Source organism: Secundilactobacillus silagincola (assembly GCF_002583405.1).
Taxonomy (GTDB): domain Bacteria; phylum Bacillota; class Bacilli; order Lactobacillales; family Lactobacillaceae; genus Secundilactobacillus; species Secundilactobacillus silagincola.
The window spans coordinates 61,121-74,896 of the sequence record NZ_BCMJ01000008.1; the positions used below are offsets into that span (position 1 = coordinate 61,121).

Here is a 13,776-nt window from a genome sequence, read left to right on the forward strand (position 1 = left end):
CAAAGTGTCGGGTATGATTAATTAAATTCGCTTATCATTATAGCAAACCCAATTCCTCAAAACAATGGCTAAACTCTCTAGGCCTCTTCTTCAATCTTTTGTTCAAGCCACTTGGCAATCAAATCACCATCGAAACCTTTCCGGTATAAAGCCTGCCGAAGTTTCATCTGCCGTTCCCGTTCAGGCTTGCTATGGTATCTGCGCCAAAGCTTTTCTGCTTGTACCGATAGCAGATCCAGCTCAGTTTCACTATCCATTTCAAAACTGGTTTCAGCCAGTGCTTGACCCACTAGATCAAAGGAAAACCCCTTCTCAACCAATCGCTGTTGGACTTTTTGCCGCTGAATTTTAGGGGTCAGTTTTTGGTATTGCCGCTTTAACTTTTCAACTAGTTCGTAAAGTCGATCTAGCTGTTCTTCGGGCTGGTAGTCTTCAGCTAAGGCATTATCAATCAGTTCGTCTTTCACGCCACGCTGTTTTAACTGCCGCCGAATTACGCTTGGTCCCTTGTCGCTAGTTCGCTTCATGGTTCGTACATAACTGTGGGCATAGTGACTGTCATCGAGCAGCTTATCGTCTATTAAACGTGCCATGACGGGAGCAATCGTAGTCTCCGGCACCTCTTTTTTAACTAAATAGTCGCTCAATTCTTTTTCTGTCCGCTGCTGGTAGGATAAATAGTTCAGCGCTAATTCATAAGCTTTGGATTGATCATCCGCTGACTGCAAGGTAGCAATCAGTTCATCGGTAAGTTCAGTCCCCTTTAATAATCGATAGCGAATCAGCACATCTTCACTAACTGGAAAAGCATAACGACCATTCACATAAATGTTATAACGACCAGCCCGCTGTTGGGCCTCAATTTTGGTAATTTGCAACTTAGGTGACGATTCATCTGTCAAGTCATTTCACACTCCCTCGCGATTTTGCTATACTGAAAGTAATTCATACTTAAGAATAGGGGCGACTTTAATGGCAACTGCACACGTTGTGTTTGCAACCATCACCGGGAATAACGAAGATATTGCCGATATTATTACTGAAAAATTAGAACAATTAGGTGTTGACGTCACGGAGTCTGAAATTTCGCAAACGGATGCTGATTCGTTTGAAGATGTCGATATCTGCGTGGTTTGTCCGTACACTTATGATGAAGGCGAACTGCCTGAAGAAGGGATGGACTTCTACGACGATCTGGACGATGTCGACTTGTCCGGTAAAGTTTACGGTGTAGCAGGCTCTGGTGACACCTTTTACGGTGATGACTTCTGCGTTGCCGTGGATGCTTTCGGTAAAAAACTCAAAGCTGCTGGCGCAACTCAAGGTGCAGACAACGTCAAAATTAACTTGGAACCTGAAGACGATGATATTGAAACTTTAGACGCCTTCGCTCAAAAGTTAGTCGATCAAGCAAAATAATTATTTTTTCTTGTTGGAAGGCCGCTTCTTTTTCCCGTTTGAAGCCAACCTTCTTTTTGTTTGCCGTTTATTCTGCCGTTTATGGTGAGTGGTTCGTGCCTGATCCACGATGTTCTGCATGATATCAAGCTCTTCGATTTCACCCTGCCGCCATTCTTGCACACTAGCATTAATCACACCGCCAGCTAACAGAATGAAACCGGAGATATTCATCCAAATCAGTAGGATAATAAACGTTCCAATGGTCTGATAACCAGTAATATTGCGGGCAAAATAACGAATATAAATTGAAAACCCTTGTGCCAGTAGTAACCAGCCAACAGTTGTCACAAACGCCCCAATCCAGACGTAGCGTAACTTTACCTTCGCTGACGGTACCACCATGTATAGCAGGCCACTCAGTAAGAAAATAAATAGAAAGGATATCGGCCATCGTAAGCTGCCAACAAAGTCCGTGAAATGGTTGGAAAGATTAAACCACGGCTTTAAATAGCTGCCAAGCCACTCACTTAAACTAAATAAAATGGCAATGATGACGATTGAAATAATGGCTAGTAATATCAAAATAAAGGAAAAAAACCGACTAATAATGGCGTTGGGCTGTTCAATCCCGTACGCCAAATTAATACTGCGCTGAAAAGCTGATACAGCGCGTCCTGCCGACCAAATCGTCACAACAATCCCTAACGACAGCGTCCCCGTACTGCCCTGTTCCAGGAAGGAACGAATAATCGGTGCCAACGTTTGAAATACTGGCTCTGGCAATACCGGTTCGATGTACCGCAGCACACTGTTGGTATTAAAGTGCAAAAAAGCAATCAAGTTCCCAGCAATCAGTAAAATCGGGAAAATAGATAAAAGCGTATAATACGACAATACCGCTGCTGAATCGTTGACATTTGCATTGGAAAAGCGCCGTATAAGCAGCTTTACAAAGCCTTTAAATCCAGTTTGCATGATCTTAACCTCACAGTTGTTGCTGATGTTCTTCGATAACTTTTAAGATTCGTTCTGAAGCATGACCATCACCGTACGGATTCTTGGCATCAGCCATCTGTCGGTAAGCCTGAGTATCCGTAAGCAAGGTTTCCATTGCCTCAGTCACTACCTCGGAATCAGTACCCACTAACTTTAACGTTCCTGCTTGAACACCTTCAGGGCGCTCCGTTTCGTCTCTGAGAACTAATACTGGTTTACCCAGTGAAGGTGCCTCTTCCTGTACCCCACCAGAATCCGTCATAATTAAGTAGCTACGGGCTGCTAGATTGTGGAAATCCACTACGTCCAGAGGCTCAATCAAATGAATCCGTTCAGTATCACCAAGTTCCGCCTTGGCAATTTTTTGAACAGCTGGGCTCAAATGGACTGGGTAAACCAATTCGACGTCCGGATGAGCAGCCACTACTTTACGGATGGCGCGGAAAACCCGTTGCATGGGTTCCCCCTGATTTTCACGACGATGCATGGTCAGCAAAATAATACGGTGCTGATCGTCAATCTGGTCCAGTACGGCGTGGTGATAGTTTTCATCAACCGTTTGCTGGAGCGCATCGATCGCCGTGTTACCAGTAATAAAGATACGGTCATCTGGGTGATTTTGTTTCAGCAAATTTTCCCGACTCAGAGACGTTGGCGCAAAGTAGTAATCACTCAAAATATCGGTCAGCTGACGGTTCATTTCCTCAGGATAAGGTGAATACTTGTCCCAAGTTCGTAAACCGGCTTCAACGTGCCCCAATGGCACCTGATGATAAAAAGCGCTGACGCTGGCAGCAAAAGTCGTTGTCGTGTCCCCGTGAACCAAGATGATGTCTGGCCTGACTTCATCGATGACGCTATCTAAGTGAATCAAAACCCGACTGGTGATCTGTGCCAACGTTTGGTTTGGTTTCATAATATTCAGGTCATAATCCGGTGTAATTTTAAAAATGTTTAAAACTTGGTCTAACATCTCCCTATGCTGGGCCGTCACAACCGTAATAGGTGTAAAATGGGTTGAATCTTGTTGCATCCTTAATACTATTGGTGCCATCTTAATGGCCTCTGGCCGGGTACCAAAAACTGTCATTACTTTAATTGGTTTCGTCATTTTAATACTCCCAGGTGATGAATTTAGGTTTCATTCAGTCTCAATTTTGAATTGAATCAACGCCTATAATTGTACCAGAACCCTTGTTCTAGAGATACAATTCTACACAATTTTACACGCTAAACACATTATTCACAGAAAATTAATCTTTTTTAACTTTGTTATTACACCTATTTGCCTTATGATAGAATTTAAGCCTAAGAAGGGAAGGTTGGATATCTATGCGTACCCTCAGCCTGATTGTGCCCTGTTATAACGAACAGGAATCGATCAACATTTTTTATGATGCTGTCGCTAAAGTATTTGACACCATCAACGAAACATCTGAGCGCTATCAGCCAGAATATTTATTTGTTAACGATGGCTCTAGCGACAAAACTTTGCCAATTTTAAAGGAATTACAAAAGCAACATCCTGATACTGTTCATTATTTATCGTTCTCCCGCAATTTTGGGAAAGAATCCGCTCTTGCTTGCGGACTAGATGCCTCAACTGGCGATTTAATTGCCGTAATGGACGTTGATTTACAAGATCCGCCCGAATTACTGCCAAAAATGATCGATTTGATTGAAAATGACGGTTACGATTGTGTCGGCACGATTCAAGAAGAACGTCGCGGACAAGGCCGGATTCGTGCCTATCTATCCACCAAATTCTACCACGTGATCGATGCCATTTCGCAGGTTCAGATCGAACCTAACGCGCGTGATTATCGTTTGATGACCCGTGAAATGGTTGATACGATCACTTCGTTACCCGAATATAACCGGTTCTCTAAGGGGATTTTTGCTTGGGTCGGTTTTAACACAACCTACCTTAAATACGAAAGCCAGCCCCGCGCAGCTGGTACCTCACACTGGTCATTTATGCAATTAGTCAACTACGCGATCGATGGGATCGTTGACTTTTCGGATGCACCACTAAAGATTGCTACCTGGGTTGGTGGTATTTCTTGTGTTTTAGCAGTCTGCGGTTTTATTTTCGTTATCGTGCGCGCACTCATGGTGGGTGACGCGGTTGCTGGCTGGCCATCAATGGTTTCCATTATCCTGTTACTTGGTGGTATTCAGCTATTCAGTTTGGGAATTTTGGGCGAGTATATCGGTAAAATATACCTCGAAACCAAACACCGGCCAAAGTATATCGTGCAAGAAAAAAAGTAGAACAAGGAAACTAATATGCATACCTTATGGCAATTATTTAAAAAATACGAGTCAGTAATCAGCTATTTATTTTTCGGTGGGTTAACCACTTTGATCAACATTGGCGTGTTTGACTGGCTGAACCATTCCATGAATTATCAAATTGCGAACGTGCTGGCTTGGCTAGCTTCCGTAATTTTCGCCTTCATCACTAATAAGTTATGGGTCTTCAACTCCAAGTCGATGGCTTGGAAGACCTTCTTATGGGAAACAGCGACCTTCTTTTTCTTCCGCCTGCTTTCACTGGCGGTGGATCAGTTGATCATGTATGTGGGAATCTCACTGCTTTCAGGAAATCCTCTAATTGTTAAAATTATTGATAACGTGATCGTGGTGATTCTGAACTACTTCTTCTCAAAGTGGATTATCTTTAAAAAATAAAAACAACCTGAGCAATCAGTCCTTTGACTGGTTACTCAGGTTGTTTTTACGTCTGCATTAATGGCTGTGTTGCAAATCTTGCAGAAACGTTGCAATCAAACTCAACTGATCAGGCGTATACCGATCAACTAATTCCTGATGCTGTTTATCCAGCAGTTCGTTCAGCTGATTTTGAACAGTAACCACCTTCGTACCGACTTTAGTTGGCTGATAAACTGCCTTACGCTGTTCTGGCGCTGATTTGGTGACAAAGCCCAACCGCGAAAGTTTATTCATATTTTTGGCAATCACCCCAAAACTCAGATCCATAGCCTCAACCAATTGATCTTCAGACACCGGTGCCAAGTCCACTACTTGTTGCAAAAGTTTCAGGCTCAGGGTCGATAATTGCGAGATGGCATATTGCAGATCCCGATTGGGAATATGCAGTTGAAGCCATTGCCGCTCGAAATTATTATCCTGAGCACGGGTATTCATAATGTCGATCAGTGAATTTTCGATGTGGCGTTTATAAAAATCTAATTTATCCAAAGTACATCCCTCGTTTTTCTGTCAAAAAAACTATATCATAATTTAGTGAACTGAGAAAGCGGTTTGACACTAACGTCACCCAATATTATGAGTTAAAATCCACGTGACAAAACAAGGCATAAAAGACTTGAAACCACTTTCAAAATGCTTCACAATGATGGTGAGCTAATAATTATCGAAAGAGAGCTGATAGTATGTACAATCACATTGTTGTACCACTTGATGGTAGTCATAATTCTAAATTAGCGTTGTCTGAAGCACTAAAATTGGTTAAGCAATTCAACGCTGAGCTGACCATTGTAAACGTTGCAGACGATAAACGCTTGATTTATACAGTTACGGGAACGGGTATTGCGAATACTGGCGGTTATTATAAAGAATTGAACGAACGTGCAACCGCGATTCTGGCTGAAGGTCAAAAACTGGCTGAAGATGCCGGTGTCACCCCTAAGACTGAAGTTCTCCATGGCAGTCCTAAACAAGTCATTGCCGTCGAATACCCAGAAACGCATGACGTTGATTTAATTGTGATGGGCAAATCGGGTACTGATGCCATTGATCGCTTGCTGGTTGGTTCTACCACGGCTGCAGTGGTTCGTAACGCCCTGACCAACGTGCTGGTTATCGCCGAGCCCACAAATAGCTAATAATAACTAGCCTTTACAACAACTCCAATCCATGAGAAGATATTCAGTGTGCTTTTTGGCCCCATAGCACAACTGGATAGGGCACCCGCCTCCTAAGCGGCTGATCCCGGTTCGAGTCCGGGTGGGGTCATTATTTTAATATCTGATTCATTCTAAATCCTTCTTAATCATTGATGTAGAAGGATTTTTTATTTCTCTTAAATGACGAAAAACGGCTAAAAATAATATTCCGTCTACGTCTCAGCGTATTTTAAGCAATAGTTCAATTATGATATAATTACACTATCCTAAGGGGGAAAATACAATGAAGAAACATTTGTCATTATTTGTTGCGTTAATTTTAGGGATAATTGGCATAGTGTCCGTTTCAACCACAACTGCGAGTGCTGCTAGTTGGCACAGTGGTACGCCTTCTGCTATCAGGCACCAATATAATTATAAGAAGGGGCAATATTGGGAATATTACGCTTTCAAGAAGAGCACATTCAGGTATCAAGGAATGGGAATGCCTTATTTTGATGCCTATAAACTTAAATATAAGACATTGAAACACCACGTTTACGAGATCACTGGAAAAGATAAGAGTCGCTACAGTGGTGGTCAACGAATAATTCGTGGTGGCGGTGCAGAAAAACTCAAAGTCACAATCAAAAGTTCACACCACATCTCGATTCATAACTACGTGACTGGGACAACCTATACTTACAAACGATAATTAAAGAAGGATGCCTGGCTATCTGCTAGGCATTTTTCATGAAAATTGATGTATTTTAGACAATTCGCATTATCCAATTATAGCGTTACAAAAAAAAGCATGGTTCTCAGCCTTACATTACAGCTGAGAACCATGCTTTTTTATTTCAACATTACCCTAATTATTTTCTTGCTCGCGCTTATGCCGCATTCCTTTACGCTTAGAATGCTTGTTATGCCCCTTCTTTTTCTTAGTGGGCTCTGGCAAAGCTGCCTTGACCCTTGGCTTTCGGCTAGCAGGTTGCATAGCGGTAGGATCTGTCTGCACTTCACCGGCAACCTTAGCTTCAGCGACAATCGTTTGGTCTGAATTGATCGATTGAGAAGGCTTTTTAAAGCTGGTACTCAATCGATGGTCTTGATAATAAACGGGCACTAACTGATAGTCAGTATCCTTTAATAACCGCTTTAAGTCCCTTAAATCATGGTCATCACCAAAGTTGACCACTTGACCTGGCTCACCCATCCGACCCGTTCGGCCGACCCGGTGGGTGTAGTCGATAGCGGTACTAGGTAAGTCAAAATTAACCACTGCAGGTAATTTGGCAATATCCAGTCCACGAGCCGCCACATCCGTAGATAACAGCAATTTAACCCGCCCTAATCGGAAATCAGTCAACGCTTTTTGCCGTTCCGTTTGACGCTGATTAGCTGATAACGTTGCAACGGGTACGTGATGGTGTGTCAACCAACTCTTAGTCTGCTGCAAGGAACCAACATGATTGAAGAACACGAGGGCTTTAAACTGTTTAACTGAGGTTAATTTCCCCAGCATACCGGCCTTTTTCAGGTTACCAACTTCTAGCAAGCCGTGACGAACCTCACCTTGTGTATGGTCAATATCGCGCACATCAATGCGTGTAACTGGTGTCCCAAACCACTTTTGCAGTTCGGCTAAAATTGGCGTCTCCGTTGCCGAGAAAAAGCCCAATTGAACTTCTGAAGGTACGTTTTGTAAAATCGTCCGAACCGTATCAAAAGTCTCACCATCCAGCAAATCATCCGCTTCATCAATGATCACGGTTTGAACGTCGTGGGTCTTAAGCTTTCGATCCTCGATTAAATTCAAAATTCGTCCAGGAGTACCAACCACGACTTCTGGATGCTTTTTCAGCTGCTCCAGTTGTCGCTTAACGTTAGCGCCACCCGTAATCGAAGTAACCTTTAAATCGACCAGCGTGGCGAAGCTTCTTGTGACGTTAGTTGATTGCATGGCCAATTCCTGTGAAGGTGCGATAATGATGGCTTGAATCCCTTGACCAGGTGCTAGCCGCTCTAAAACTGGTACAACAAAACCAAGCGTTTTACCTGACCCAGTTGGTGCCAGTCCAAGCACGCTGTCACCATTTTTCAGTGGCTCATAGACAGCGGATTGAATTGGTGATAATTCATCAAAACCTAATTTTTCGAATCGATTTTTAAACTGTGGAATCATAATAGGATCCCCTCATTTCTCATTAGTTGTCCCGTTCGTCGTAAAAAACAATTTTACCAGATTGACGTAGGTTAAACAGCATTTTATTGACCTGAACACTCAGATTCAGCCAACGTAGGTAGTCAGTCTGATTTTGAATATTACCAGGCTCGTTGATGACCCTAGCAAAATCCCGTACCTCAGGTAGCATCACGTTTTCAGTAACGGGTTCACTGATTAGCGTCTTTTTGCCTGAAGCATCAAAGTAATTCGCTTCTCCCAGTTCGCCAGCATCATCAATTTCGATGGTATCCTTCAGACCATAAATTTCAGACGCCATGTACGAGTTGGTGGTTTTACCAAAATTAAGTGTTACGTTAAATTCAGCGTACTGTAACACAGCAACACCTTTACCATCAACGCCAGTCTGAATAAACTCTGGGAAGTAGTTAAATTCGTTTGGCACACCAAACAACGCAATGGCATCATACAACGGATACACGCCTAGATCCTGCAGCGCACCACCAGCAAATTTCAAAGAGAACACGTTGGGTTCCTTACCTGCCAATACCTGGTCGTACCTGGAACTGTACTTCATGTAGGTAAAGTTAGCGCCTTGCACCACCGGCATCTTTTTTAATTGCGCTTCGATGGCGTGAAAGTTTGGCGTATGAATGTTTCTGGCCGCTTCGAAATAGTGCAGTTCACGATGTTGCCGCAAAAGTTCTTGAATTCGTTCCATCTGAGCCTGATTCTCGAAAGCTGGTTTTTCAACAATAATGTTTTTACCTGCTTCAATGGCCTGTTTTGCCTGTTGAAAATGCAAACTATTTGGTGAGGCAATATAAACCGTGTCAAAATGACCTTGGGTAAAGAATTTATCCAAATCGGTATAGGTCTCCGCGTCACCGTTTTTTTGACTAAATGCAGTTGCAGTATCCTGGTGTCTTGAATAGACTCCGGTTAACTGGTACAGCCCAGAGGTTTGAGCCGCCTCCACGAATTGCTGAGTAATCCAGTTAGTGCCGATGATGCCTAAGTTGATCATTAAAAACGCCCCTCTTTCTGCTGTTAACTCCATGATAGCAGTTCCAAACGCAAATGATAATTAGAAGTCGATTTTATTTTTTAATTTAAGGTAAAGAATAAGGAATCATTTGATAAACATGTTAAAATTAAATAAGAGAAAAGGAGGAGGCCTCACCATGAATGCAAAAGAATTCATCCATTCTAGCCGATCATTACTACAAAACTTCATTCGGCCTTCTCAGCGGTCATCTAAGCGAACTGCAAACCAAGTCGCTAATTCCCCCATGATTTTTATCGGTTCATGGAAACTGCGTCATTCCGAGACAGCCAGGACGCATTCTATAGTGATTGGTCCTGATTTAACCATCAGCATTGATCACCATACGATTCCCTGCAAAGTGGTTTCACTCACCACCGATACTTTGGTATTACTAGATCACTATGGCTATCACATCACCATTACAGCCAATAATAATATTCCGGTTAAAATGTTTGATGAAGCTGACGATGTGATTTACTATATCGTCTCAAACACAACTAACTGAACTAAAATAACCTGATTATTCACTGCTGATTAGTAACAAGGCAGTGAATAATCAGGTTATTTTAGTTTCTATTGTGTACTCCATGAGTGCCATTGACGCTGTGAACCGTTAAAAACCGATGCAGGCACCGTTTGCGACTGACCGTTCAATTTAACGGTTGCTTTTTCATCATAGGTAATGAAAACGACTTGGCCACTTTGATGCGATAGACTCGATGTCTGCAGCCACGTTTTATACCGAGCAAGTGATGTTTGGTTAACCGACTGCCAGATATTTGGTGTACACCAAATAATGATGCGTTTATCATAGTGTTGCTGCAGTAATGAAACAAGCTGCAACAACTTTTTTTGCGGCTCAGATTGCCGCAAATATCGTGCATTATATTTACCGTAAGTAGTAACTTGAACGGCAATCGGTAGCTGTCCTTCACGGTAGCCCACTTCACGTTCAAAGTTTTTAAATTGCGCTTTAGGTGAAGTGGTATAGCTATACACGTGATAAACGCCCATTTTAAGACTGCTGCCCTGTGAGCGATCATAATTACTTTGAAATTGATCATCGGTATAAGTCGCCCCTGAAGTCGCCCGCAAGTACGCAAACTGAAAACCCTGCTGCGAAAGTTGCTGAAAATCCACAAAACCATTTGCCTGGTCCAATGTCACTCCTCTAACGCGGTAATGACTCAGCTGCTGGTCGCGATAATGCCGATAGCCAAACCAGCCGCCAGCGATGATGATCAAAATCAGCAAGATTGAAAAGAAGCGTAATCGTCGTGAACGGTTACGCAACTGTCTATAAGTATTGGTATAGATTGGCTCAATCCGTCGTCGTTTCACACCTGCTCATCCCTTGTCTGGTTCATCATACTTCTTATTCTACCATGCTTTTCAACAATTGCAGATTTGCGAAAAAATAACTCAAGTTCTCGTCTGATTAATGGCTTCCTTGACCCGACTCATCACAGCTTCCGTCTTGTTGGACAGTTTAACGGCAACGATCGTGAACAGACTGTCGATCATGGCTAACTGAGCAATTAACGTATACATACTGTCAGAGGTCGTGGACATTTGGTCGGCCAATGAAAGCATGACCATGTCCGCCCTTTGCGCCAGCGAGGAACGGCCGTAACTGGTAATGGCAATCACAGGGACATGATTATTATGCAACTGCTTTAACACGGTCAGCGTCTGCTGGTTTTCACCGGAATGCGAGATCATAATGGCACAATCGTTCTCGTCCATTTTTGCTGCCTGCATCAGTTGCACGTCAAAATCCGGATAGTACTCGCTGTTAATAGAAGTTCTTAAAAACTTATGGTAACCGTCTAAGGCAGCTACGGAAGACCCTCCTAACCCGAAGAAAGCCAGTTGGTGACACTTTAAAATGTGATTTGAAATCGTTTCCAACTGGTCATTATGCAGTAGTGATCGTGTGGAAATTAAAGCGTCGATCATTGCTTGAAAAGTCTTCTCCGTCATTTCTTTAGGTGTATCGTTAGGGTCAATTTTTTTAAACAAACTACTGTGATTAACATCTGATGGCACATTAGCCAAATCAAGACTGAATTCACGGAAGTTGGAATAGCCAACAGCCTTAGCAAAACGGGATATTGAAGCTGTGGAAACGCCCACTTTCTCCGCCAATTCATTGATCGTTAAATCGCTGACCATTTGCGGCTGGGCAAAAATATAATCCGCAATTTTTTGGTGTAATTTACTCAAATTGGGATAGTAAGACCTGATACTGCTGATCGCTGATTGTGCCAAATTAGTTGCCTCCTACGTTGAAACCGACTAGGTAAATGACGTGTTATCCCTGAAATAACACTGTTTATATATGATACGAGTTAAAATTCCATTTAAAAGCTTTCAAACCTATTTTAACACCCAGTATTAACAATTGGTATGGACACCTTGTTCACTTTATATCAAGTATTTTAGCGATTACTCACCAATTTGTAAATAATTTTCTAACTAATACTTGAATTGTGAAATCTTTTTTCATATAATGAACAGGTTGCTTCACAAAAGAACTTATTTGAGACATTTATTCTTGTAAACGGTTTAAAAGTCATTTACACTCACATTGCAAGTTCAAATCAGAAAGGGAGTCGTAGAAAAATGGACTATATGATCGGTGTTGATATAGGAACAACCAGTGTTAAAACTGTGCTGTTTGACAATGTCGGCAAAGTACAAGGTTACTCCAACAATTTGTATCCGCTTTATCAAGATGTACCGGATATGGCTGAAGAAGATCCAGATGAGATCTTTTCCGCCATCGTTGATGGTTTAACCACGGTTTTACGTAAGGCAAACTTAAGCGAGGGTGAGTTGAAGGGTGTATCATTTTCAGCTGCCATGCACAGTCTGATCTTGTTGGACGACAACCATAAACCGATGACTCGCGCCATTACTTGGGCTGACAATCGTGCTGTTAAGTACGCGGATCAGTTACGCGAAAACGGTATTGGTAAACAAATTTACGAGAAAACGGGTACGCCGATTCACCCAATGACTCCCTTCACTAAACTTATTTGGCTCCGTAACGAACACAAAGATTTATTTGACAAAGCCCGCTGGTTTGTGGGAATTAAAGAATATGTTATCTACAAACTATTCGGTGTCCTAAAAGAAGACTACTCCATCGCTAATGCCACTGGGATGTTCAACATCTTCAAGATGGACTGGGATGACCAGGCACTTGAACTAGCTGGCGTGACTCGCGATAAGTTACCAGAGTTAGTTGATACCACTGATACAGTTTCTGGTATGAACGAAGACTACGCTAAGGTGATTGGCATTGATCCTAACGTGCCATTCGTTATGGGTGCTTCAGATGGTCCTCTAGCTAACCTCGGTGTGAACGCCATTGACCCCGGTGTTGTTGCCGTTACGATCGGTACTTCTGGTGCCGTTCGGGTGGTCACTGACAAACCGAAGATTGACCCTAAAGGCCGGGTATTCTGTTACTACCTTGCACCAAATAAGTGGGTTGTTGGCGGACCGGTTAACAACGGCGGAATCGTCTTCCGTTGGGTTCGCGATCAGTTATTCGCACCAGAAAAGATTACTGCTGAACAGATGAAAGTCGACAGTTACGACCTCCTGACTGAGATTGCTTCTAAGATTCCAGCTGGTTCAGACGGCTTGATCTTCCACCCCTTCCTTGGCGGCGAACGTGCCCCAATCTGGGATGCTAACGCCCGTGGTTCCTTCTTCGGGTTAACTCGCAAGCATACCCGTGCTCACATGGTTCGGGCTGCACTTGAAGGCATCGTCTACAACCTTTACACCGTGCTGATTGCCTTAGAAGAAGTTGTTGGCAAACCCGTCAGCATCCAAGCTACCGGTGGTTTTGCCCGCTCAGCTCTCTGGCGTCAAATGTTAGCTGATATCTTTGAACAAGACGTCACCATTCCTGAAAGTGTCGAAGGAACTGCCTTAGGAGCTGCTGTGCTGGGAATGTATAGTCTCGGTTTGATCGATGACCTCAGCGAAGTGAAGAAGTTTGTGGGTGTCACAAATGTGCACCATCCAAACCCAGAAACTTACGACGCTTATCGCGCACTTGTCCCAATCTACATCCGTTTGAGTCGGCAATTACAGACTGAGTATAAAGCGATTGCTGATTTCCAACGTAGCCAAGATGCTAAGAAAAAGGCATCTGACAACGATCTTTAATTTATTATGGGTATCATCATTTAACTTCAAAAAGGGTTTCTTATTGTCCGTTGCTGTGAAACGTCACGAGGGGCGTTTCACAA

General features: G+C 42.9%; 15 protein-coding genes and 1 tRNA gene. 8 read left to right on the top strand and 8 right to left on the bottom strand.

Annotated elements, in window-relative coordinates:
- Positions 1-77: 77 nt before the first annotated feature.
- Complete coding sequence (gene recX, locus CES82_RS09520) at positions 78-902, bottom strand: recombination regulator RecX (RefSeq protein ID WP_225364889.1); 825 nt, start codon at positions 900-902, stop codon at positions 78-80.
- Positions 903-972: 70 nt separating this feature from the next.
- Here recX and CES82_RS09525 point away from each other — a divergent pair, with 70 nt between their 5' ends.
- Positions 973-1,419: a flavodoxin gene (locus CES82_RS09525; protein ID WP_098825742.1), complete on the top strand. Its 447-nt coding sequence runs from the start codon at positions 973-975 to the stop codon at positions 1,417-1,419.
- Here CES82_RS09525 and CES82_RS09530 read toward each other — a convergent pair whose 3' ends face one another.
- Positions 1,420-2,376, bottom strand: coding sequence for a YihY/virulence factor BrkB family protein (locus CES82_RS09530; RefSeq protein ID WP_098825743.1), 957 nt, complete (start codon positions 2,374-2,376; stop codon positions 1,420-1,422).
- A 10-nt stretch (positions 2,377-2,386) separates the two neighbouring features.
- The gene (wecB, locus tag CES82_RS09535; RefSeq protein ID WP_098825745.1) at positions 2,387-3,508 is read right to left on the bottom strand and encodes a non-hydrolyzing UDP-N-acetylglucosamine 2-epimerase; all 1,122 of its coding nucleotides are present in this window, start codon (positions 3,506-3,508) and stop codon (positions 2,387-2,389) included.
- 221 nt (positions 3,509-3,729) lie between these two features.
- Here wecB and CES82_RS09540 point away from each other — a divergent pair, with 221 nt between their 5' ends.
- Both CES82_RS09540 and CES82_RS09545 read left to right on the top strand, forming a co-directional pair.
- On the top strand, positions 3,730-4,671 hold the full coding sequence (locus tag CES82_RS09540) for a glycosyltransferase family 2 protein (RefSeq protein ID WP_098825747.1): 942 nt from the start codon (positions 3,730-3,732) through the stop codon (positions 4,669-4,671).
- Positions 4,672-4,686: 15 nt separating this feature from the next.
- A complete protein-coding gene (locus tag CES82_RS09545) occupies positions 4,687-5,091 on the top strand; it encodes a GtrA family protein (RefSeq protein WP_098825749.1) in 405 nt (134 codons plus the stop codon).
- Positions 5,092-5,148: 57 nt separating this feature from the next.
- Here CES82_RS09545 and CES82_RS09550 read toward each other — a convergent pair whose 3' ends face one another.
- On the bottom strand, positions 5,149-5,622 hold the full coding sequence (locus CES82_RS09550; RefSeq protein WP_098825751.1) for a hypothetical protein: 474 nt from the start codon (positions 5,620-5,622) through the stop codon (positions 5,149-5,151).
- 194 nt (positions 5,623-5,816) lie between these two features.
- On the opposite strand from CES82_RS09550, the gene CES82_RS09555 reads away from it, so the two are divergent.
- The 3 genes from CES82_RS09555 (at position 5,817) to CES82_RS09565 (ending at position 6,984) form a co-directional block, all read left to right on the top strand.
- Positions 5,817-6,269, top strand: a complete 453-nt coding sequence (locus tag CES82_RS09555) for a universal stress protein (protein ID WP_098825753.1) — start codon at positions 5,817-5,819, stop codon at positions 6,267-6,269.
- Positions 6,270-6,326: 57 nt separating this feature from the next.
- Positions 6,327-6,399: transfer RNA gene (locus CES82_RS09560), tRNA-Arg, on the top strand.
- Positions 6,400-6,573: 174 nt separating this feature from the next.
- On the top strand, positions 6,574-6,984 hold the full coding sequence (locus CES82_RS09565; protein ID WP_098825755.1) for a hypothetical protein: 411 nt from the start codon (positions 6,574-6,576) through the stop codon (positions 6,982-6,984).
- A gap of 156 nt (positions 6,985-7,140) precedes the next feature.
- Here the strand turns inward: CES82_RS09565 and CES82_RS09570 are convergent, their stop codons facing one another.
- Both CES82_RS09570 and CES82_RS09575 read right to left on the bottom strand, forming a co-directional pair.
- Positions 7,141-8,457 carry a DEAD/DEAH box helicase gene (locus tag CES82_RS09570; protein WP_098825757.1) on the bottom strand — a complete coding sequence of 439 codons (1,317 nt, stop codon included), beginning with the start codon at positions 8,455-8,457 and terminating at the stop codon, positions 7,141-7,143.
- A 22-nt stretch (positions 8,458-8,479) separates the two neighbouring features.
- Positions 8,480-9,484: a Gfo/Idh/MocA family protein gene (locus tag CES82_RS09575; protein ID WP_098825759.1), complete on the bottom strand. Its 1,005-nt coding sequence runs from the start codon at positions 9,482-9,484 to the stop codon at positions 8,480-8,482.
- A 157-nt stretch (positions 9,485-9,641) separates the two neighbouring features.
- On the opposite strand from CES82_RS09575, the gene CES82_RS09580 reads away from it, so the two are divergent.
- Positions 9,642-10,010, top strand: a complete 369-nt coding sequence (locus CES82_RS09580; RefSeq protein WP_180245720.1) for a DUF4828 domain-containing protein — start codon at positions 9,642-9,644, stop codon at positions 10,008-10,010.
- A 68-nt stretch (positions 10,011-10,078) separates the two neighbouring features.
- Here CES82_RS09580 and CES82_RS09585 read toward each other — a convergent pair whose 3' ends face one another.
- A complete protein-coding gene (locus CES82_RS09585; protein ID WP_098825763.1) occupies positions 10,079-10,846 on the bottom strand; it encodes a GH25 family lysozyme in 768 nt (255 codons plus the stop codon).
- Positions 10,847-10,927: 81 nt separating this feature from the next.
- A complete protein-coding gene (locus tag CES82_RS09590) occupies positions 10,928-11,776 on the bottom strand; it encodes a MurR/RpiR family transcriptional regulator (protein WP_225364890.1) in 849 nt (282 codons plus the stop codon).
- 354 nt (positions 11,777-12,130) lie between these two features.
- Between CES82_RS09590 and gntK the strand changes: the two genes are divergently transcribed.
- Positions 12,131-13,693 carry a gluconokinase gene (gene gntK / locus CES82_RS09595; RefSeq protein WP_098825765.1) on the top strand — a complete coding sequence of 521 codons (1,563 nt, stop codon included), beginning with the start codon at positions 12,131-12,133 and terminating at the stop codon, positions 13,691-13,693.
- The last annotated feature ends 83 nt before the right edge of the window (positions 13,694-13,776 follow it).

Bases quoted from the DNA above. Each gene is read 5' to 3' on its own strand.
- CES82_RS09525 (WP_098825742.1), top strand. From the start codon at position 973: ATGGCAACTGCACACGTTGTGTTTGCAACCATCACCGGGAATAACGAA.
- CES82_RS09530 (WP_098825743.1), bottom strand. From the start codon at position 2,376: ATGCAAACTGGATTTAAAGGCTTTGTAAAGCTGCTTATACGGCGCTTT.
- wecB (WP_098825745.1), bottom strand. From the start codon at position 3,508: ATGACGAAACCAATTAAAGTAATGACAGTTTTTGGTACCCGGCCAGAG.
- CES82_RS09540 (WP_098825747.1), top strand. From the start codon at position 3,730: ATGCGTACCCTCAGCCTGATTGTGCCCTGTTATAACGAACAGGAATCG.
- CES82_RS09545 (WP_098825749.1), top strand. From the start codon at position 4,687: ATGCATACCTTATGGCAATTATTTAAAAAATACGAGTCAGTAATCAGC.
- CES82_RS09555 (WP_098825753.1), top strand. From the start codon at position 5,817: ATGTACAATCACATTGTTGTACCACTTGATGGTAGTCATAATTCTAAA.
- CES82_RS09565 (WP_098825755.1), top strand. From the start codon at position 6,574: ATGAAGAAACATTTGTCATTATTTGTTGCGTTAATTTTAGGGATAATT.
- CES82_RS09570 (WP_098825757.1), bottom strand. From the start codon at position 8,457: ATGATTCCACAGTTTAAAAATCGATTCGAAAAATTAGGTTTTGATGAA.
- CES82_RS09575 (WP_098825759.1), bottom strand. From the start codon at position 9,484: ATGATCAACTTAGGCATCATCGGCACTAACTGGATTACTCAGCAATTC.
- CES82_RS09580 (WP_180245720.1), top strand. From the start codon at position 9,642: ATGAATGCAAAAGAATTCATCCATTCTAGCCGATCATTACTACAAAAC.
- gntK (WP_098825765.1), top strand. From the start codon at position 12,131: ATGGACTATATGATCGGTGTTGATATAGGAACAACCAGTGTTAAAACT.